The following is a 19,204-nucleotide window of genomic DNA, read 5'->3' on the forward strand; positions in this document are numbered from 1 at the left end:
GGCCGGGTTCAGTCGGAGAGGCGCACGGGGCGGACGCGGACGCCGCCTCCCTCGCCCGGGATCGTCCACGCGAACAGGAGTTCGTCTCCCAGCCGCACCATGCGCGGGAATCCGCTCGAGCGCTCGCCGGCGGTCTCGGAGATGAGGAGGGGCGGCTCCTGCGAGCCGTCCGGGTGGACGCGGCGGACGAGGACGCGCGGGGTGTCGTTCGAGGCTTCGAGCCACACGACCGCCGCCGAACCGTCGTCGAGGCGCTCGATGTCCACGCGGCCCAGCGGCAGCCCTTCGTCGATTCGGATCCGCGGGCCGAAGCTCGCGCCGCCGTCGGCCGAGAAGGCGACGTACGCCTGCGGCGTGCCGCCGGCGCCAGTGTACCAAGCGGAAACCAGCGCCGCTTCGTCGCCGCTCAACTGCGGCCCGTTCACCGGACAGCCGGGAATGACCCAGCCGTCGGTCGACACCGGAGCGGGCGCGGTCCAGCGCTCCCCCGCCCCGCGGACGACGGCGATATCGCGGACCTCGGATTCGCTCCGGTCGCGGTAGGCGGCGACGAGTCCGTCGCCCACGCGGGCCAGCGCGGTCTGGCAGCACTCGCAGGTCCGGTCGTCGAGGAGTACCTCGGGGCCCAGTCGGCCGTCCGGCGCGAGCGTCCGGAAGCGGACGGACATCGGACCCCGCACGGCGTGGCTGTCTTCCGTTATGTGCACGCCCCCGGCGGCGGCGCCCGCCATCGCGCGGGCGTCGAGCCAGGTCAGCGCCGCGCCGTCGCGCCACGGGACCATCGATACGAAGCCGTGCTCGGTCGGCGACTCGTCGTCGTGCGCGCGGAACGGCTCCGTCCACGTCATCCCGTCGTCCGAGGAGAGCGCCAGCATGACGTGGTACGCGTACGGCGCCTCGGCCACCTTCTCCAGCCAGTGGACGGCGAGGGTGCCGTCGGGCATCTCGACCGACGAGGGGAAGTCGGCCCAGTTCACAAACATGTCTTCCGACGTCCACACGGTGCGCGGCGCGGACCAGCCGTCCGCTTCGCGAATCGCCAGGCGCAGCGCGGGCACGCCATCCTCCGGCTCGGTCCACGTCAGGATCGTGCGACCCTCCGCGCCCACCGCGAGATGGGGTTCGCCGCTCGGGAATGGCCGCTCGAACTCGATATCCCCGGACTCCAGCGACACCTGCCGTTCTGCCTCGCCGGCGCAGGCGCTGAGGAGTGCGCCGAGGGCGAGCGCACGAACCGGCCAGCCGGGACGGGTCCTCATCAGAAGTCGCCGGCCACCTGAGGGGCGGACTCCACGCGGATCGTGAGGATGTCGATGTCGTGGTACTGCTGGTGGCGGATGGACGAAGCATAGTGCCGCAGCAGCCGAAGCGGAGTCTCGGCTTCGACGGGGACCCCCGCTGCCGCTTCGCTGAGCATCGCCAACTGATCCTCGACGTTCTTCTCATCCGTCGTCGCGATGAACTCGAGATCCGCGGCGGGGCCATCGCTGCTCGCGATGAGCAGGAGGCTTCGCGCGTCATCGGCTTCGGCTTCGGCCTCCTGGCGGCCGAGGATCAGCATCGTCTCTTCACCCACCGCGCGCAGACGCGTCTCCATCGTCTCGTCCCAGCCTCTGCGCGCCGCGAACTTCACCAGGAAGGCGTCGACTTCCGACCACGTGTCGTCCGATAACCGGGTCTTCAGTCGGGCCCGACGGCCTCCCGTGACCTCCGAGAAGATGGTGAGCAGGATCACCGTGATCCCGCCGACCGTCATGCCGTTGCCGAGGAATTCCTCCCAGGCCCCGACGATCTGCTCCGGGTAGATCCAGTCGAACTGGAAGACGATGCCGAGCCAGAACGCGACGCCCACGACGAGGCCATTGCGATAGTCCAGCCCCTCCTGGAGCAGGATCTTCATGCCAAAGACGAAGATCAGCGCCACGACGACGACGAAATAGGCCGCCACGACGGGGCCGGGGATCACGATGATGAGGGCGAGCAGCTTCGGCAGGAAGGCGAACGCCGCGAAGACGACGCCAACGCAGATCCCGATGGCGCGAGAGGTGACGCCCGTGAGTTCGGCGACGGCGATGCCCACGCCGTAGGTCGTATTGGGGACGGTCCCCGCCAGACCGGACAGGAGGTTGCCGGCGCCGTCGGCCGCGATCGCGCCCTGGATGGAGCGAAAGTCGATCGCGCGCGGCCTGCGCCAGGAGACCCGCTGAATCGCGATCGCGTCGCCAAGCGTGTCCATGGCGCTCACGAGCGTAACCATGAGGAAAGACGGGAGCAGGGCCCAGAACTCGGGGCGGAAGCTCAGATCGAGACCGGGGTACGCCAGGTCCGGGAGGCCGATCCAGTCGGCTTCGTAGACGGCGGACAGGTCGTAGATCCCGAATCCCAGGCCGGCGACGAGCGACCCGGCGACGATCCCGAGGGCCGGGGCCCACAGCCGGAGCGCGCCGGAGAACCGAAGCGGGACGAGGACCGTGACGGCCAGCGTCACGCCGGCCACGACCGGACCGGCGGCGGCCGGGGCTCCGGCCGGGACTTCGGCGAGCTTCCGCAGGATCATCGGAGTGAGGGTCACCGGGATCAGGATCAGCACGGTGCCCGCCACGGTGGGCGTGAAGACCCGGCGCAGGAGCGCCATCCTGGACGCGAGAAGGAACTGGACCAGCGAGGAAGCGATGATCAGCACCGCGAGCATGCCCGGGCCGCCCTGCTCGATGGCGGTGACGCTCACCGCGATGAATGCGCTCGTACTCCCCATGACGAGCACGTAGCCGGCGCCGATCCGTCCCACTCTGCGCGCCTGGATCGCCGTCGTGACGCCGCTGATCACGAGCGCCGCGAACACCGCCCACGACAGGTATTCGGCGCTGCCGCCCGCCACCGTGATCATGACCGTCGGCGTGAGCACGATGCTGGCGAGGCAGATGAGCGCGTACTGGACGCCGAGCCCGGCGGCCATGGGGAGCGGGGGACGCTCGTCGGGCTCGAAGCGCACGTCCTGGCGAGCGAGCCCGGAGCCGGAACCCGCCATCAGCCGCCGCCTCCCCCGGCGAGCGCTTGGGCGGGCGCCGCGGAGCGCCAGCGCTCGGGGTGGGCCTCGAGGCGCTCCACGGCCTCCACGAGCACGTGGAGCGCCAGGTCGATGGTGTCGAGGTGCGTCCGGAAGGCGAGCGCCGCCATCCGCAGCCAGAACGTCCCGTCGATCGTCGTCGATGAGAGGAAGATCCTCCCATCGCGATGCGTTTCTTCCACGAGAGCCTGGTTGAAGGCGTTCGCGTTACCCGACTCTGGCACCCAGCGGTAGGTCACGACCGAGAGCTGAGGCTCCGGACCCACTTCGAATCCGAGCGCCCCGATCTCGCCGTGGAAGTAGCGCGCGAGTTCGAGCTTCTCCTCGAGGCAGGCCCGAAAGGGGGCTTCTCCATACAGGAGGAGCGGCAGCCAGACCCGGAGCCCGCGAAAGTGCTTCGTGAGTTCGGGGGATACGGCGGCGGGCGAACGACCTCCCCACTCGGACTCGACGGTGTCCTGCAGGTAGCTCGCGTAGTAGGCGTGGGCATCCTGGAGAGCCTCCCCGTCGCGGATGAGCACGGCGCCGGTGCCGTACGGCAGGAACATTCCCTTATGCGGATCGAGCACGAGCGAGTCCGCGCGCTCCATCCCGGCGAGCACGCGTCGGCAGTCCTCCACGAGAGCGAAAAAGCCCCCGTATGCCGCGTCGACGTGGAACCAGAGCCCTTCCCGCTCGCACACATCCGCGATGCGGTCCAGAGGATCGACCTGACCGGTATCCGCGGTTCCGGCCGAGCCGAGGACAAGCCACGGCATGAGCCCTCGCGCCCGGTCCTCCGCGACGAGTTCGGCGAGCGAGTCGGGACACAGGCGGAGATCCCGGTCTCGGGATACCTCGCGCCGGACGGCCTCCGCGAGGCCGGCCACGCGGATCGCCTTGTGCAGGCAGTGGTGTGTGTGGGCGGAGGAATAGACGACGGCCCGCTCGTAGTCGCGCGCCCGGAGACCGGCCGCTTCCCGGGCCGTAACCACCGAGATGAGGCTGGCAATGGAGCCGCCCGAAGCGAGGTTCCCGTCGGCCCCGGCGGGGAATCCGGCGAACGACGCCATCCAGTCGAGGATCAGATCCTCGATCTCGACCGCGCCCGGCCCGGTGAATCGTACGCCCGCGTATTCGTTCGTCACCGCAGCGAGATAGTCCCCCAGCGACGAGGCGTAGATGCCTCCGCCCGGGATGTAGCCGAGATGTCCGCCGTGCGAGGGCACGAGGCCGACGCCCGCCACGGATTCGTCGATCCGGTCGATGAGTCCGGCCAGGGGCTGCGGTCCGCGGCCGAATCCGAGCTTTCGGATCTCCCGGACGGCGGACTTGTCGTGCCGGTAGGCGGGCCGCTCGGGGAGTCCGTCGAGGAACCTCTGCGCGTAGGCGTGTACCTCGGCCATGAGGCGGTCGCGCTCGCCCGCGTCGGGGTCGAGCGGCCGCGCAGCCTCCTCCAGTTCCAGGATCCGTGACCGCTGTCGACTTGAGATCGAGCGCATGATGCGATCCTATCCCTTTCGTTCGGGGGACGCGAGCGTTCCGGTCCCTTTGTCACCCATGGGAGGATCCCGCTTGGTTCCTCGTCGGAAATCATCCTGGAGGTACGGTCTCGCTGCGGCGCTCGCGCTCGGGCTCGCGTCCGGCGTCGAGGCGCAGGGGCGCGCGGACCGCGCGGAAGGCTACCTCCGGTCCTTTCACGACCTGAGGCTCTTCAACGGCGCGGCCCTCATCGTCGACGAGGGCGAGGTGCTGTTCGAGGGCGCGTTCGGCGAATCCGATTTCGCCGGGGGCGGCCGCAACGCCCTCGACACCCGGTTCCGCGTCGCGTCGCTGACGAAGCAGTTCACGGCCGCGCTCATCCTGAGACTCGAGGAGGAGGGACTGCTGCGGGTCGAGGACCCGGTGGGCCGCCATATCGAGGAATATCCGCCGGAAAACGCAGAACGGATCACGCTCCACCACCTGCTCACGCACACCTCCGGGCTGCCGAGCTACACGAACATGCCGGGGTTCCTGGAGTGGGAGGCCGCAACTCCGTTCTCGCCGGGGGAGATCGTCGCGCTCACGTGGGAGGAGGCGCTCTCCTTCGAGCCGGGCACGGACTTCGAGTACTCGAACTCGGGCTACGTACTCCTGGGCTGGATCGCGGAACGGGTCACGGGGCTGAGCTACGACGAGGCGCTCCGCACGTACGTGCTCGGACCGCTGGAGTTGAGCGATACGGGGTACGATCATGCGCTCCGGCCGCCGGAGGGCCACGCGGCCGGCCACACGCGGGACCTCGGCGGTTACCGGCCGGCGCGCCTCATCGACCCGACCGTGCCCCATGCCGCCGGCATGCTGTACTCCACCGCCGGCGACCTCGCCCGCTGGGGCGGCGGCCTCTTCGTCGACGGAGGCCTGTTCCGGGACACGGCGACGCTGGCGCGCATGACGACACCCGGCCTCGAGTCCGGATCCTACGGGTACGGCGTGGGCGTGCGGACGCGGGACATCGGAGACGACCGCGGCGTGCGCGTGATCGAACACTCGGGAGGGATCTTCGGCTTCTCCTCCTACCTGCGCGTCTTCCCGGACCACGACCGCCTCATCGTGCTGCTGGACAACACGTCCTCGGACCTGGGACCGCTCCTGGAGGGACTGACCAACCTGCTGTGGGGGGCCGAAGCCGTGCGCCCGAAACCGTCGATCGCGGAACGGCTGCGGCCGATCGTCGAGGCGGGCGGGGTCGAGGCAGCGATGTCGAGGTACGAGAACTGGCGGCGCACGCGGCCGGAGGAATACGACTACTCCGCCGGCCAGATCCTGAGGCTCGCGGGCCATTTCCGGGAGGACGAGCCGGGCACGGCCATTGCGATCCTCGAGGCCTACGCGGTGGAGACGCCCGAACCCGCCGCGATCCGCTTCGCGCTCTCCGAGCTTCACGAGGAGGCCGGGGATCCGGAGGCGGCGGCCGCCCACATCCGGGAGGCGCTCACATACGCTCCCGGCATGCCCCGGCTCCTGGAGCGTCTGTCGGAGCTGGGCGTCGAGCCCGATCCGGCGCTCACGCTCCCCGTCGTGCGCGCCGAACCCGGGAGTCTGTCGCTTTTCGTGGGCGAGTACCGCATCGACCCGACCACTACGCTGACCGTGACGCTCGAGGAGGGCGTCCTCATGGCCGCGCGCACCGGCGAGGCGGCGTTCCGACTCCTCCCGCAGTCACCGACGACCTTCCTCCTGCACGGTTCCGCCCTGCAGTTCGAGTTCGAGGTCGCCGACGGGGTCGCGAGGGCGGTCTCCGTGGTGGAGGCGGACCAGCGCCTCACCTTCCCCAGAATCGGGAACTGAGCGGGCGGGGAGCCACTTGCACGACTTCGCCGTCATCGGGCTCGGAGCCATCGGAGGCGCGACCGCAGCCGAACTCGTCCGGCGGGGACATTCGGTGGTCGGGTTCGACCGCCACACGCCCCCGCACACCATGGGGTCCGCGCACAGCGAGACGCGGATGATCCGCGAGGCGTGGTACCGGGGGTCTCCGTACATGCCGCTCGTCCGCGATGCCTGCCGCCGCTGGGCAGATCTCGAGCTTACGTCCGGCAGGACGCTGCTGCGGCCGGCGGGCGCCCTCATGATGGGGCCGGAGGACGGCCGCGTATTCGCGGGGAGTCCGCTTCGCGACGCCGCGCGGTCCGACACCGACGACCTCCTCCTCTCCGTCGGGGAGGTCGTCGAGCACTTCCCCTGGCTCCGGCCGGATCCCGGGACCGTCACCATCTACGAACCCGGTGCCGCGATCCTCTCACTGGAGGCCTGCCTCGAGGCGACGCTGGAGGCTGCGGAGGGCGCGGATCTGCTCTTCGACGAACCCGCGATGGAGTGGTCCGCCTCGGCTTCGGGCGTCCGGGTCCGGACGGAACGGGGAGAGTACCCGGCGCGGCGGCTCGCGATCGCCGCGGGAGCCTGGACGCCGCAACTGCTTCCCGCGCTGTCCCTCCCGCTCGAGGTGGAGCGCACCGTCCAGTACTGGTTCGAGCCCGCGGGGGTGCATGCGGACGCGCTCGCGGAGGGTCCCGCCTGGGTGTGGGAACTCGAACGGGAGGGGACGTGGTACGGATTCCCGCCGAGTGCGCGGGGTCTCAAGGCGGGGATGCACTTCCAAGCCGGACGCGGGACCGATGTCGAGCAGGTCGACCGCGAGGTGGGGGCCTCCGAGACGGAGGATCTGCGACGGCTGTTCGCGCGGTACGCGCCGGGCGTCGCCGGCGCGCTGGCTCACGCCTCCGTCTGTCTCTACACGAACACGCCCGACGAAGACTTCATCCTAGACCGCCACCCCGAGCACTCCCGCGTCGCGATCTTCGCCGGGGGCTCCGGCCACGCCTTCAAGTTCGCGCCCACCCTCGGATCGCTCATGGCCGACCTCCTCACGGACGAGCCACGCCGCTACGCGCCGCCGATCTTCTCGATCGACCGTTTCGGGTGAGACCGGAGACCGTCGCCAACGGTGTCCGCGCGTGGTAACCGAACTCAGCCGCCGGGATCGGGCGCCAGTGGGATCTCACGGTTCAGGTCTATGTCCACGGCGTTGCCGCACAGCGTGCCCGAAGCACTTCCCGTCTGCATCAGATCGCTGAAGTTCAACCGGGACTCCACCGTGACCGAAACTTCGCAGACCCCGTTTCTTCCTTCGAGTCGGTATGCGAGAGCGCCAACCATCGACACGTCGAGATCGAACACGAACACAAGCTCTTCCGGCATCGAAAACGCGTAGGTGCCCGTCTGTCGGAGGCTGGGCGCCCCATCGAGCGTGAACGTCCTGCCATTGGCGGTTTCCGTACAGCCCTCCGGCACCATCGTCAGATTCGCCAGCAACCGGAATCCGGTCTCGGTTTCCGAGGGGATCAGCGTCCCTCCCGCATTGACGACACCACCCCCCGCGCAGTTGGCCCTCACGCTCACGGTACCGGCGAAGGAGGCCGGATCCGCCTCCAACGGTCTCGTCCCGACGAGGTTGATGGCCATGAGCAGCGCCTCGCTCTCCTCCAACGTCAGCACGGGCTCCTCAGGCTCCGTCGCGCCGTTACCGCAGCCCCACGTACTCCCTGCCACCGCCAGCAGGGCCGCAATGGACCCGGCTACTCCCGGATGTCTCATCTCCTCACCTCCATTCCCCGCCGGGCTGTGTCCCGGCTGTCAGCCTCCCGCCGTCCCGAGGGCTCCCCGGCGACCCGGACCCGGCGAAGCGCAGGAAGAGGGCCGGAACGACGACCATGTTGAGCGTGGTGGAAGTCACGAGCCCCCCGAGGACGACGACGGCGAGCGGGGCCTGGATTTCCTTGCCCGGTTCGCCGATGCCCAGCGCGAGCGGGACGAGCGCGAGCCCCGCCGTGAGCGCCGTCATGAGGATCGGGCCGAGACGTTCCATGGAGCCGCGCCGGATGCTCGGGCCGAGCCCGGCGCCCGCCGCGCGCAGGTCCTGGTAGCGGCTGACGAGAAGGATCCCGTTCCTCACCACGATGCCGAACAGCGTGATGAACCCGACCAAAGTCGCGATGTTCACCGTGCCGCCGATGATCAGGACCGCGAGCACGCCTCCGGCCAGCGCCAGAGGCAGGTTCACCATGAGCAGTGCCGCGACCCGGGCGCTCCCGAAGGCCCGGAACATGATGAGGAAGATGGCGGCGATCGAGAACAGCGAGAGCAGCGTGATCCGTCGCGTCGCCTCCCGTCCGCTCTCGAACTGGCCTCCGTACTCGACGTAGTAGCCCGGCGGCAGGTCGACCTGCGCGGCGACGCGCGACTGCAGCTCCTCCGCCGCCCCGCCCACGTCGCGCCCGGCGACGTTTGCGCTCACGACGATCTTCCGCTGCACGTTCTCCCGGCTGATCGTGTTGGGCCCCAGCGACGGCACGATCGATGCGAGCTGCGAGAGCGGCACGGTCGTGCCCGACGGGGTCGTCATCAGCGTCCCGCCGATCGCCTCGGGGTCCGTGCGGTGCTCGTCCGCGTAGCGAACGACGAGGTCGAAGGCGCGCTCCCCCTCCCGGATGAGCGACACCTCCTCTCCCTGAAACGCGACGTCGACGGCCGCGGCCATCTCGGCCGGCGTGACGCCGTGACGGGCCATGGCTCGGCGGTCGGCGCGGACCTGAAGCTGGGGGATGTCCGCCTGCCTCTCGACGGAGACGTCCACGAGGCCCTCCACGGTCCCCGCGACCGTCTCGATCTCGCCGGCGATGTCGCGCAGCTGCCGGAGGTCGGGCCCGAACAGGTTCGCCGCGATGGCGGCCCGCGTGCCCGAGAGCATGTGGTCGATCCGGTGCCCGATCGGCTGTCCGATCGTGACATTCGTCCCGGGAAGCCCCGCCAGTTCGCCCCGGAGCGCGGCCATGACCTCCTCCAGGTCGTGCTCCGAGAGGTCCAGCCGCGCGTCGACCTCGGAGGCGTTGGCGCCCTGCGCGTGCTCGTCGAGTTCGGCCCGGCCGGTCCGCCGCGACGTGGAGACGACGGCCGGGTGCGCCAGAAGCTGGCGCTCCACGCGGGCCCCGATCGCATCGGACTCCACCAGCGACGTCCCGGGCAGGCTCACGACGGAGATCGTCAGCGTCCCCTCCTGGAACTCGGGCAGGAATCCGCGCCCCAGCGAGGGCACGAGCGCCAGGGTGCCGGCGAGCAGGAGCGCCGCGCCGCCAATCACGGCCCCGGACCGGCGCAGCGCCGCGTCGAGGACGCGCCCGTACGCCCGTTCGAGCCCGCGCATCAGCCACGGGTCGCGCGGGCGGGCGATCGCCCGATCCCCCGGCAGAAGCATGTGGCAGAGCGCCGGCGTCACCGTGACCGCGACGAGGAGCGATGACAGGATGCTCACGATGTACGCGAGCCCGAGCGGCCGGAGCATCCGCCCCTCCACGCCGGAGAGGAAGAAGAGCGGGACGAAGACGATGGAGATGATGAGCGTCGCGCTGAGGATCGGGTTCCGGATCTCCCGCGCCGCATCCCGGATGAGGGACAGCGTCTGTCGTCGGCGCTCCGGCGGGCGGCGGCGGTCCTCGCGCAGGCGGCGGTACACGTTCTCGACGACGATGATCGCGTCATCGACGAGGGCGCCGATGGCGATGGCCATGCCGCCGAGCGTCATCGTGTTGATCGTGCCACCAAGGAGCCGCAGCACGATGACGGCCAGGGCGAGCGACAGCGGGATCGCGAGCACGGAGATCGCCGTCGTCCTCAGGTTCCAGAGGAAGAGCAGGAGCACCGCGATGACGAGCAGCGCACCGTCGCGCAGGGCTTCGATGACGTTTTCCACGGCAAGCGATATGAAGTCCGCCTGTCGGAACACGGACCGCTCGAAGGCCACGCCCGCCGGGAGTTCCGCTTCGATTTCATTCAGTTCGGCGTCGATTCGCTCCGTCAGCTCCAGCGTGTTGGCGCCGGGCTGTTTCTGGATCGAGAGCACGACGGCGGGCTCCGCGTTCACGGAGGCGGTGCCGAGCCGGACGCGCGGACCGATCCGAACCTCCGCCAGGTCCTCGATGAGGACCGGTACCCCCTCCCGCACGGCGACGACGGTGAGGCCGATCTCCTTGAGGTCGCGCGCGCGGCCGATGCCCCGGATCAAGATCTCGCGCCCGCCCGAGCGATAGACGCCTCCAGACGCGTTCCGGTTCGAGCCCGCCGCCGCCTCGAGCACCTGGTCCAGCCCGACGCCGTATGCGAGCAGGCGCTCGGGACGGATCAGGACCTGGTACTGGCGGACCTGTCCGCCGATGGCGACGACCTGCGAGACGCCGGGCACGGCGAGCAGCCTTCGCCGCACGGTCCAGTCGGCCGCCGTCCGCGCCTCCATGAGTTGCGCGGCGGGCGCGCTCATGCCGACGAGCAGGATCTCTCCCATGATCGAACTCACGGGGGCGAGGACGGGCGCGCTCACATCGTCGGGCAGCTGGGCCGTGGCGAGTTGAAGCCGCTCGTTCACGGTCTGCCGGGCGCGGAGGATGTCCGTCCCCCAATCGAAATCCACCCAGACGATGCTGATCCCCTGCGCCGAGCTCGACCGGACCCGGCGTACGCCGGCCGCTCCGTTCACCGCGGTTTCGACGGGGAAGGTGACGAGACTCTCCACCTCTTCCGGGGCAAGTCCGTGGGCGTCGCTGAGCACCGTCACGGTGGGGGCGGTGAGGTCGGGAAAAACATCGACGGGCAGCGTGGCCGCCACCCAGCCCCCGCCCGCCAGGAGGAGGGCCCCGGCGGCCACGGCGAGGAAACGGTTCTCCAGGGAAGCGTGGACGAGTCGGTCCAGCAATCGCATCCTCAGTGCGGATGCCCGTGGTCCAAGATCTCCACTTCGCCGAGCGAGGCCAGTCTCACCTGGTAGGCGCCGACCGCGACGACCTGCTCCCCGCTCGCAACGCCGGAGTGAACGATGGTCCACGATCCGTCCGAGGGGCCGGTCTCCACCACCCGCCGCTGAAACGCTTCGCCGCCGACCTTCACGTAGACGACGGAGAGCCCGTCTTCGTCCAGGATCGCCGGCGTCGGGACCACCACGCCTTCCACGGGCTCGCCGAGGAGCAGATGTCCCTCGGCCAGCATCCCCACCTTGAGCACCCCGCCCGGGTTCGCCACCGCGAACCGAACCGGGAGCGCCCGGCTCTCCGGATCGATGATGCTGCCCACGGACACGACGCGGTCGGCGGCGTGCGTGCGGGTCGCGCCCTCGACGGTGAACCATGCGCCGCTGACTCCGCCGGCCGCTTCGGCGTGGCGGGCCGGAACCCGCGCGACGAACCACAGCGGATCGGGCCGCACGACCGTGAACGCGTGCGTCCCGGTGGCGACGTGCTCGCCGGGGGCCACGTGACGATCCGCGATCACGCCCCCGATCGGACTCCGAAGCCGGTAGACGTTCGGATCGGAACCGTCGTCCCCGTCGGCGGAGAGACTGCCTCCCACTGCCTCGAACGCCGACCGGGCCACCTCGAGGTCATGGTGGGCCTCTTCCAGACGGCGCTCGGCGATGGCTCCGGCGGCGAAGAGACGCTCTGCCCGGGCCGCCTCGCGCTCGGCATCCTCCACATCCGCCAGCATGCGGGCGTACGAATCGTGGAGGCTCGTGGGGGCGATCAAGGCCAACGTCTCTCCCTCCCGCACCGCCTGGCCCGGGGCGGGCGACGGCCCCTGGACGAGCACGAGGCCCTCCACCGGCGTCGAGACGTGCGCGAGACCGCCCGCGGGAGCCGTGATCTCCCCGGTGACCGGGATCGAGTTCGGAATCCGGCGCGTCTCCGCGACCGCAACCTCGAACGGCATCGCCCACTGCTCTTCCTTCAGGAGCGCGATCAGCCCCGGAAGCGGCTGCTCCACGTCGTGCGGGAGCGCATCTTCGCTCGCGAACACCTCCAGCTGCCCCATCGAGATCGTGTGGTCCGCGCCGCGGGCCGTGAGGGTCAGGTCCGCCCGCCATGTCCCGACCTCCGTGAGGGTCGGGCTCGCGCTGTAGACGCCCGGGCTCGCCGGGGCCTGCATGACGATCTCTTCGCGGGCGCCGCCGGGTCCCCGGAGCACCAGCCGGAGGCGTCCCTCCCGCACCGGCTTCCAGTCCGCCAGCCACGTGAGGTGGATGCCCCACGGTTCGCTCGCGACCTCCCGGACGTGCGGAGGGTACTCGACGAAGAGTTCGAGCGACTCGGTCCAGTGCGTCACGACACCACCGCCGGCATGGGAATGGGTGGCCGCCGCCTCGTCGGCGGACGGTGAATCACACCCCGCACAAGAGAACGCCGCCGCAAGGGCGACCGCCCGGTTCACGCGCATGACACCTCCTCGACTGCGAACCTCTCCCAGCCGCTCAACGTTGCCCGACGTCCGGCCGCGGGCCAGAGCCGCCGAAACCTCGACCCGGGAGCGGCCCGTACTGTCCGACAGAGCGCGGATACACCCGCGGATGGACTGTCCGGCAGGGGGTGGACGCGCCACCTTGAAGCATACGCCATGCGCGGAAGAGGAAACCCGATGAGAAAGATCGCCATCGTCGTCGCCGTTTTCGTCATTCGGAAGCTGCTCAAGAAGCTCTGACGGCGGACGCCACACTCTGACGGCGGACGAAAACCTCCCGACCCCGCTCAGTCCGGCGAGGGTCCGATCCTTCCCGGCCTCATTGCCGTGATGAATTTAACGGGCTTCAGCGCCTCCCGGTCGTACGAGAAGTAGATGAAGAAGGGCCGGCCCTGCATCTTCCCGCGCTCGACGAAGCCCCAGTACCGTGAATCGAGGCTCTCCTCCCGGTTATCCCCCAACATGAAGTAGCGTTCCGGCGGCACCACGAGGGGCCCCCAGTTGTCCCGCGTGGGTTTGTACTCGCCCCGCTCGGGATCCGGGATCAGGTGCGCGACTTGCCACTGCATCCGGAGATCCCCTTCATCCCGCTGTCGCGGATTCCGGCGGACGTAAGGCTCGTCGAGCGCGACGCCGTTCCGGTAGAGGATCCCCCCCTCCATGCGCAGCGTGTCGCCGGGCAGACCCAGGGTGCGCTTGACGATATCCAGCCCCGGAGAATGGTCCGCCCGGAACACGATGATGTCCCCGTATTCCGGCTCCGCGTATCCCGGGATGCGGGCATTCGTAAACGGGATCGGCGCACCGAGCGACGTCTTGTTCACGAGCAGGAAATCGCCGACGAGGAGGGTCCCCTCCATCGACCCCGACGTGATCACGAACGTCGCCAGCAGGAACGTCCGGAAGAACAGGAAGATGAGGAGCGCAACGAAGAGCGTGCGGCCCCAGTCGCGGAACCACGCCGCGCTGAACGCCGGCGGAGACGGGGAACGTTCCCGCTTCCCTCCCGCGGCCTCGTCCGCCTCTCCGGAACCGTTCTTTACTTTCCGATCTCGTGCCATGTTTCGGGACGCTCTTGCGGGGGTCGCCGGCGCCAACGGCACCGGGCGTCGTCGTCGGTTGCGGCGGACGCTACTCTGCGACCATGTCAGCCGCCATGCAAACACTCGGCCCTGCGGACGGATCCAGCCAGCGCCGCGAGCTTCATGATCGTCAGTCCGGCCGGAGCCCGAACCTGCCCGGCCTCATGGCCGTCAGAACCCGAAACGGCTCGAGCGCGTCCCGATCGTATGAGAAGTAGACGAAGAAGGGCCTTCCCCGCATCGTCAGAACCCCCGGCCCTCGGCATCGTTACATCAGGCCGTCGGAGTATATGTGGAGGCGCCAGAGGCTGCCGCCGCGGATGGCGCGGGCGATGTCGATGCGAAACAGGCCGTCCAGGAGAGACACGCCGACGCCCACGCTCGACCGCCAGCCCTCCGTGCCGAAGGCGTCCACGGGGCCCGTCCAGCCCGTGTCCCAGAACCCCGTGATCCGCATCGGGCTGCCCCCGACGTCGTACGTGGGATCGCCGATCCGGAAACCGCGCCCCAGTTCCAATCGGCCGAACCAGAAGCTGTCGCCTCCGGTCGACACGGGATCGAAGGCCCGCAAGGTGTACGATCCGCCGAGGTGGAAGCGACGCTGTGGAGGCGGCTCTCCGAATACTCTTCCGGCCCCGCCCTCCAGCGCCAGCGACCACTCGCTCACGGGGAGTTGCAGCGCCGCGGAGACGGCGGCGCGCCCGTAAAGATCGAAATCGCCCGTCGCGACTTCTCCCCAAACGGACCCGCTGAGGATCGGCGTGCCCGGGTCGACGGAGGAAAACGCGCGCAGGCGGCCCGAGACGCCGGCGAGATCTCCGCGCGCGGCGACGATGTTGTCCGGAAAGACCGCGTCGCCGAAGAGGTTCGGGAGCGAGGCGTCGCTCTGCTTCCGTGCGTTCTGGTGGCGCTCGGCGAAGAGGGCGCCTTCCACGCGCGTCCTCTTGCCGTGGCGGTTCGCCGAGACCTCGAAGCCGGTCTCGCGGAAGTAGAGGCCCTCGTCGTACCCCACAACCAAGCTGTTGAAGGAGTTGCCGAAGGAGAGCGGACGGCCCCAGTCCCCGAGGTCCGCGAGGCGCCGGTACGCCGTGATCCCGAAACCGCCCGTCGCCGTCTGGCGCCGCCACCCGACCTCCACGCCCGGCTCCCACTCCGGTATGCCGATTCGCGGCGTGACCGCGAACTCGGACGTGACCCCCGTCGGCACGGCTAACCGGGCGCTGACCGACAGTCCCTCGACCCGATTGTAGCGGAGCCTGCGCAGACCCGGGGAAAGATCCAGACGGGGACTCAGGCCCACGGCGGCGGGGATCTGCAGCGAGGACAAACGATCCTTCAGGTCGTCGAGCTCCGCCGTCGCGAAGGCGTCGACGGTGGCGGAAAAGAGCGGCTCCGGAAGCTCCGGGTACGCGGGAAGCTGATCGAGGGGCGGGACGATCGTCACGATGGGATGGACCCTGGCGGGGAGCGAATCCGCTTCCGCCGTCAACGGGTCGTCGCGAAATCCCTCGACTCGCCCCTCTTCGCCCTCTTCCCCCTCGAGCTCATCCGCGTCGATGACCTCGTCGACCCAGCGCGTCCAGCCCTCCGGCAGATCCTCCCCCGGATCGAGCGTCTGCTCGGCGTCGACGAGGTAGTCCTCGAAGATCCATTCGTAACGCACGGGCATGCTCGCGAGGTCCGCCATCGTGGCAACCGCATCGAAGGCCATGCGATTCGGCAGCCACCAGCGCAATTCCTGGAGTCCGTAGTCGATCGTGATGAAGTCGACCCTGGCGCGGATCGGCTTCACAAACCCGGGAACATCCTCCGCATCCTCCGGTTCTTCGCGCTCGAAGTCGTATTCGATCGCGGGACGGTAGGCGGCGCGCGTGAGGACGCCCTCGTCGGCGTCAAACCAGAGCGAGCCCGCGATGCGGTCGAAGCGGGCCTCCCGCGGCTCGACGACCGCCTCGATCAGCGTCACCTCCCGGTTGTCCCCCGGGAAGCGGATGCGCAGCGTGTCGCCGGAGCGATAGCGGTAGTGATAGGCCGCAGTATCCGCCAGGGGATGGAGGGCCCACTCCGAGCCCAGGGCCAGGTGTTCGCTGGCCGGATCGATGATGTCGAAATCGAGTTCGAACGCATCGTCGTCGCGCAGGTCGTCCTCGAACTCGACGCCGAGGCCGACGATCGGCACGCCGCGTCGCAGTCCCAGCCAACGGATGATGTGTTCGCCCTCCGCCGCCCAGCGCAGCCGTGCGGCGCGTTCCTGGTGAAACACCGCCCGCTCCCGGCGCAGGGCCGCACCGCCCAGTCCCGCGTAGATGCGCTCGCGAAAAGTCGTCTCGAAGCTGGTCAGCCCTTCGGCCCGAGCCTTCCGCTGCGCCAGCGCGCGCTCGATCAGTCCCGCGATCCCTTCGTCGGCGTAGGCGTCGACCGGAATCGGCCGCGAGGCGGAGACGGGCGCCTCCTGGAGCGCGCGCGCGTCGAACGCGGCGCCCGCGGCGGCTCCCAGGCACACCGCAAGCGCGAGGGCGCGTCCGGCAGCAGACATTCGGTTCAAGAGCGCTCTCCAGTCCAGAGCCACGACCCCTCCCGACGGGAGCCGTTACGTCTATGTTCGGGTAGACGTTTCAACCTTCGCCCGCGTCACGGGGTCCGCGTCACCGGGCCCGCGTCACCGGGCCCGCGTCACCGGGGAGGAGAGCGAGTGGGGCTGTACTCCGAACACATCTTTCCGCGTCTCATGGAGAGCGGGCTCAAGGGCGAACTGCATCGCAGGTACCGGCGCCGGGTCCTCTCCCGTGCGCAGGGGCACGTGCTCGAAGTCGGCTTCGGCACCGGGCTCAATGTCGAATGTTACCCGATGTCGGTTCGCCGCGTCACGGGGATCGATCCCGCGGCCGTACTCGAACGCCGCGTACGCGCCCGCATCGCCCGTGCCCCCTTCCGCGTCGACCGCGTGATCCACGACGCCGCCGACCGACTCCCCTTTCCGGATGGGCACTTCGACACGGTGACGACCACCTGGACGCTGTGTTCGATCGAGCGGCTCCGGGACGCCCTCCTCGAACTGAGGCGGGCGCTGAAACCCTCCGGCGAACTCCTCTTCCTCGAGCACGGACGGAACGACAAAGGCTGGGTCTCGCGCCTCCAGGACACGCTGAACCCGATCCAGAACGTCGTCGCCTGCGGCTGCAACATAAACCGGAAGATCGATGCCGAGATCGAAGGCGGCGGATTCCGGATTGTCGACCTCGACCGGTTTACGATGCCGGGAGTGCCCCGGGCGCTGGGTTCCGTCTACCTCGGCGTGGCCACACCGCGCGGCGGCGGAGGCCTCGAGAGACCGCGGGGGACGGGGCCGTGAGCGCGGGTCAGCCGTTCACTGTCCTCGCGGCGAGGACGGCGCCCGCCGAGCCCGCGACGGCCGGGCCGAGCAGGAAGAGAAACGCCAGGCCCCAGTGGCCGGACGGAGGATCCGTCACCGTGACCCAGAGGCCGATGCCGCCCAGCAGGGCCAGGCTCCAGCCCGGCGCCAGCCCCCAGAGGAGGGGACGCGCGCCGCGATGCCACCGCGCGAGGCCGAAGCCCGCGGAGAAGTACAGTAGACCCCCGAGCGCGATGAGCCCGGGACCGGGACCCACGGGCAGATCTCTGAACACGAGCGCGAGCCCCGCGAGGCCCGCGAGGAGGCAGACGATGACCGAGACGAGGACTTTCAGGACCGCTCTCATGGCGTGCGAAGATGCGGCGGGAGCCGCGGTTTCTCAAATGTCGACGGCGCGGGCCTTTCGCTGCCCGGCGCGAGTCTTTCGCCGGCGGGCGACATGGGTCGCCGTCGCGTTCGCAGCCGTCGTCCACGCGATCGGCGCCACCGGAGCGACGGGTCAGGATGCGGATCCGGCGGGCCATCCGGCGCCCGACGCGCCCTCACGGGCCGTCGATCTCGAGGAGCTGGCATGGATCGCCGGCCACTGGGGCGGGGACGCCTTCGGGGGACAGATCGAGGAGGGGTGGTTCGGCCCGGCGGGGCGCTCGATGTCCGGCTCCTTCCGCCTCGTGCAGGACGGTCTCGCGGTCATGTACGAGTTGCTGCTCCTGGAGCAGGACGACGATGGCGAGATCTACTACCGGTTCAAGCACGTCGGGCGGGGCTGGGAACCCTGGGAGGAGACGCGCCTCGAATACCGTCTCACGGCCCTCGACGGCCGGAAGGCCACCTTCCGGAGCACGGCGGAGACACCACAGCCGAACGCTCCCTGGTGGTTCACGTACGAGAGCCCGACGAGCACCGAACTGATCGTGACCATCCACGGCAGCACGGGCGGCGATCCGACGGTGCTGTCGATGAAGAGGCGATGAGACCTTATCTTTCGGATGATGGAAAGCGGATGATGGAAAGCGTCACGGAGAGAGCCGGATTCGAGCAGGGGGCGACATGAGTGCGTTGGAGCCGGGAAGCATAAGCGCCCGTTTGGCGGCACTGACCCTTGTCGCCGGAGGCGTGCTGGCGGGTTCGCCGGGCGCGGCTGTGGCGCAGGAGGAGACGGAACGGCAGACGGCGGAGCTGATCGGGCAGGTGGTCAGCGCCTCGACGGGGCTTCCGATCGAAGGGGCACGCGTGATCCTCATGGGCTCCGGGTACGGGGCGATCACCGATGTCGAAGGCAACTTCCGGGTCCCGCAGACCTGGGCCGGCAGGGACTCGATCGAGGTCCGGTTCATCGGCTACGAAGCCGGCTATACGCACATCGACCTCGAGCCCGGGCAGACGACACGCGTCACCCTGACCCTTTCGAGCACCGTCATTCGCATCGCGGATCTCACCGTGGAGGTCCGCCAGACCCGCCGCGCGCGGAACCTCGAGGGCTTCCTCGAACGCAGGGGACGGGGATTCGGGACCTTCTTCACGCCGCGGGACATCATCAACCGCAACCCGCGGCTCCCCAGCGACCTCCTGCGCGGCCTGCCGAACGTCTCCGTGGGCCGAATCGAATACGGGATCGCGAAAGTCTTCCTCGGCGACGGCGCGCGGCTCAACTGTCCGCCGGCGCTCTACCTGGACGGGATGTACCAGGCGGGGATGCAGTTCGACGACCTCCCGAGGGACGACCTGGGCGCGGTCGAGGTCTACAAGCGTGAGGTCGAGACGCCCATGGAATTTATGCGCACAGGCTCGACCTGCGGCGCGATCGTCGTGTGGACGCCGAGCGGCGCGGGCTTCCTGGACTGGGCCGGGGACCTTCCCAATCCCTTCGAATAGCGGCCCTGG

14 protein-coding genes are annotated in these 19,204 nt (G+C 69.6%); 5 read left to right on the top strand and 9 right to left on the bottom strand.

Annotated features, from left to right (window positions below):
* Positions 1-8: 8 nt before the first annotated feature.
* Genes RN729_RS01840 through RN729_RS01850 form a run of 3 tightly spaced genes read right to left on the bottom strand, consistent with a single transcriptional unit; the run spans position 9 to position 4,548 of the window.
* Positions 9-1,259: a sialidase family protein gene (locus RN729_RS01840; RefSeq protein ID WP_310781926.1), complete on the bottom strand. Its 1,251-nt coding sequence runs from the start codon at positions 1,257-1,259 to the stop codon at positions 9-11.
* Positions 1,259-3,028 carry a solute carrier family 23 protein gene (locus RN729_RS01845; RefSeq protein WP_310781927.1) on the bottom strand — a complete coding sequence of 590 codons (1,770 nt, stop codon included), beginning with the start codon at positions 3,026-3,028 and terminating at the stop codon, positions 1,259-1,261. Before RN729_RS01845 ends, RN729_RS01840 begins: the two co-directional genes overlap by 1 nt.
* Positions 3,028-4,548: a pyridoxal-dependent decarboxylase gene (locus RN729_RS01850; RefSeq protein ID WP_310781928.1), complete on the bottom strand. Its 1,521-nt coding sequence runs from the start codon at positions 4,546-4,548 to the stop codon at positions 3,028-3,030. Before RN729_RS01850 ends, RN729_RS01845 begins: the two co-directional genes overlap by 1 nt.
* Positions 4,549-4,621: 73 nt before the next feature.
* Between RN729_RS01850 and RN729_RS01855 the strand changes: the two genes are divergently transcribed.
* Complete coding sequence (locus tag RN729_RS01855) at positions 4,622-6,379, top strand: serine hydrolase (RefSeq protein WP_310781929.1); 1,758 nt, start codon at positions 4,622-4,624, stop codon at positions 6,377-6,379.
* 16 nt (positions 6,380-6,395) lie between these two features.
* On the top strand, positions 6,396-7,514 hold the full coding sequence (gene solA / locus RN729_RS01860) for an N-methyl-L-tryptophan oxidase (RefSeq protein WP_310781930.1): 1,119 nt from the start codon (positions 6,396-6,398) through the stop codon (positions 7,512-7,514).
* Positions 7,515-7,558: 44 nt separating this feature from the next.
* Here solA and RN729_RS01865 read toward each other — a convergent pair whose 3' ends face one another.
* The 5 genes from RN729_RS01865 to RN729_RS01885 form a co-directional block, all read right to left on the bottom strand.
* Positions 7,559-8,185: a hypothetical protein gene (locus tag RN729_RS01865; protein ID WP_310781931.1), complete on the bottom strand. Its 627-nt coding sequence runs from the start codon at positions 8,183-8,185 to the stop codon at positions 7,559-7,561.
* Between the two features lie 4 nt (positions 8,186-8,189).
* On the bottom strand, positions 8,190-11,333 hold the full coding sequence (locus RN729_RS01870) for an efflux RND transporter permease subunit (protein WP_310781932.1): 3,144 nt from the start codon (positions 11,331-11,333) through the stop codon (positions 8,190-8,192).
* 8 nt (positions 11,334-11,341) lie between these two features.
* Positions 11,342-12,844, bottom strand: coding sequence for an efflux RND transporter periplasmic adaptor subunit (locus RN729_RS01875; RefSeq protein ID WP_310781933.1), 1,503 nt, complete (start codon positions 12,842-12,844; stop codon positions 11,342-11,344).
* A 308-nt stretch (positions 12,845-13,152) separates the two neighbouring features.
* On the bottom strand, positions 13,153-13,926 hold the full coding sequence (lepB, locus tag RN729_RS01880; RefSeq protein WP_310781934.1) for a signal peptidase I: 774 nt from the start codon (positions 13,924-13,926) through the stop codon (positions 13,153-13,155).
* A 289-nt stretch (positions 13,927-14,215) separates the two neighbouring features.
* Positions 14,216-16,492, bottom strand: coding sequence for a hypothetical protein (locus RN729_RS01885; RefSeq protein WP_310781935.1), 2,277 nt, complete (start codon positions 16,490-16,492; stop codon positions 14,216-14,218).
* A gap of 147 nt (positions 16,493-16,639) precedes the next feature.
* Here RN729_RS01885 and RN729_RS01890 point away from each other — a divergent pair, with 147 nt between their 5' ends.
* Positions 16,640-17,299, top strand: a complete 660-nt coding sequence (locus tag RN729_RS01890) for a class I SAM-dependent methyltransferase (protein ID WP_310781936.1) — start codon at positions 16,640-16,642, stop codon at positions 17,297-17,299.
* Between the two features lie 7 nt (positions 17,300-17,306).
* On the opposite strand, the gene RN729_RS01895 is transcribed toward RN729_RS01890, so the two are convergent.
* Positions 17,307-17,666, bottom strand: a complete 360-nt coding sequence (locus RN729_RS01895; protein ID WP_310781937.1) for a hypothetical protein — start codon at positions 17,664-17,666, stop codon at positions 17,307-17,309.
* A 37-nt stretch (positions 17,667-17,703) separates the two neighbouring features.
* Here RN729_RS01895 and RN729_RS01900 point away from each other — a divergent pair, with 37 nt between their 5' ends.
* Together RN729_RS01900 and RN729_RS01905 are read left to right on the top strand one after the other, a co-directional pair.
* On the top strand, positions 17,704-18,294 hold the full coding sequence (locus RN729_RS01900) for a DUF6265 family protein (RefSeq protein ID WP_310781938.1): 591 nt from the start codon (positions 17,704-17,706) through the stop codon (positions 18,292-18,294).
* 112 nt (positions 18,295-18,406) lie between these two features.
* Complete coding sequence (locus tag RN729_RS01905; protein WP_310781939.1) at positions 18,407-19,195, top strand: carboxypeptidase-like regulatory domain-containing protein; 789 nt, start codon at positions 18,407-18,409, stop codon at positions 19,193-19,195.
* The last annotated feature ends 9 nt before the right edge of the window (positions 19,196-19,204 follow it).

The organism is Candidatus Palauibacter polyketidifaciens (genome assembly GCF_947581785.1).
GTDB classification, from domain to species: Bacteria; Gemmatimonadota; Gemmatimonadetes; order Palauibacterales; family Palauibacteraceae; genus Palauibacter; species Palauibacter polyketidifaciens.

Coding starts and splice junctions, on each gene's coding strand:
- RN729_RS01845 (WP_310781927.1), bottom strand. CDS start 3,028: ATGGCGGGTTCCGGCTCCGGGCTCGCTCGCCAGGACGTGCGCTTCGAG.
- RN729_RS01895 (WP_310781937.1), bottom strand. CDS start 17,666: ATGAGAGCGGTCCTGAAAGTCCTCGTCTCGGTCATCGTCTGCCTCCTC.
- RN729_RS01865 (WP_310781931.1), bottom strand. CDS start 8,185: ATGAGACATCCGGGAGTAGCCGGGTCCATTGCGGCCCTGCTGGCGGTG.
- RN729_RS01850 (WP_310781928.1), bottom strand. CDS start 4,548: ATGCGCTCGATCTCAAGTCGACAGCGGTCACGGATCCTGGAACTGGAG.
- lepB (WP_310781934.1), bottom strand. CDS start 13,926: ATGGCACGAGATCGGAAAGTAAAGAACGGTTCCGGAGAGGCGGACGAG.
- RN729_RS01840 (WP_310781926.1), bottom strand. CDS start 1,259: ATGAGGACCCGTCCCGGCTGGCCGGTTCGTGCGCTCGCCCTCGGCGCA.
- RN729_RS01875 (WP_310781933.1), bottom strand. CDS start 12,844: ATGCGCGTGAACCGGGCGGTCGCCCTTGCGGCGGCGTTCTCTTGTGCG.
- RN729_RS01900 (WP_310781938.1), top strand. CDS start 17,704: ATGTCGACGGCGCGGGCCTTTCGCTGCCCGGCGCGAGTCTTTCGCCGG.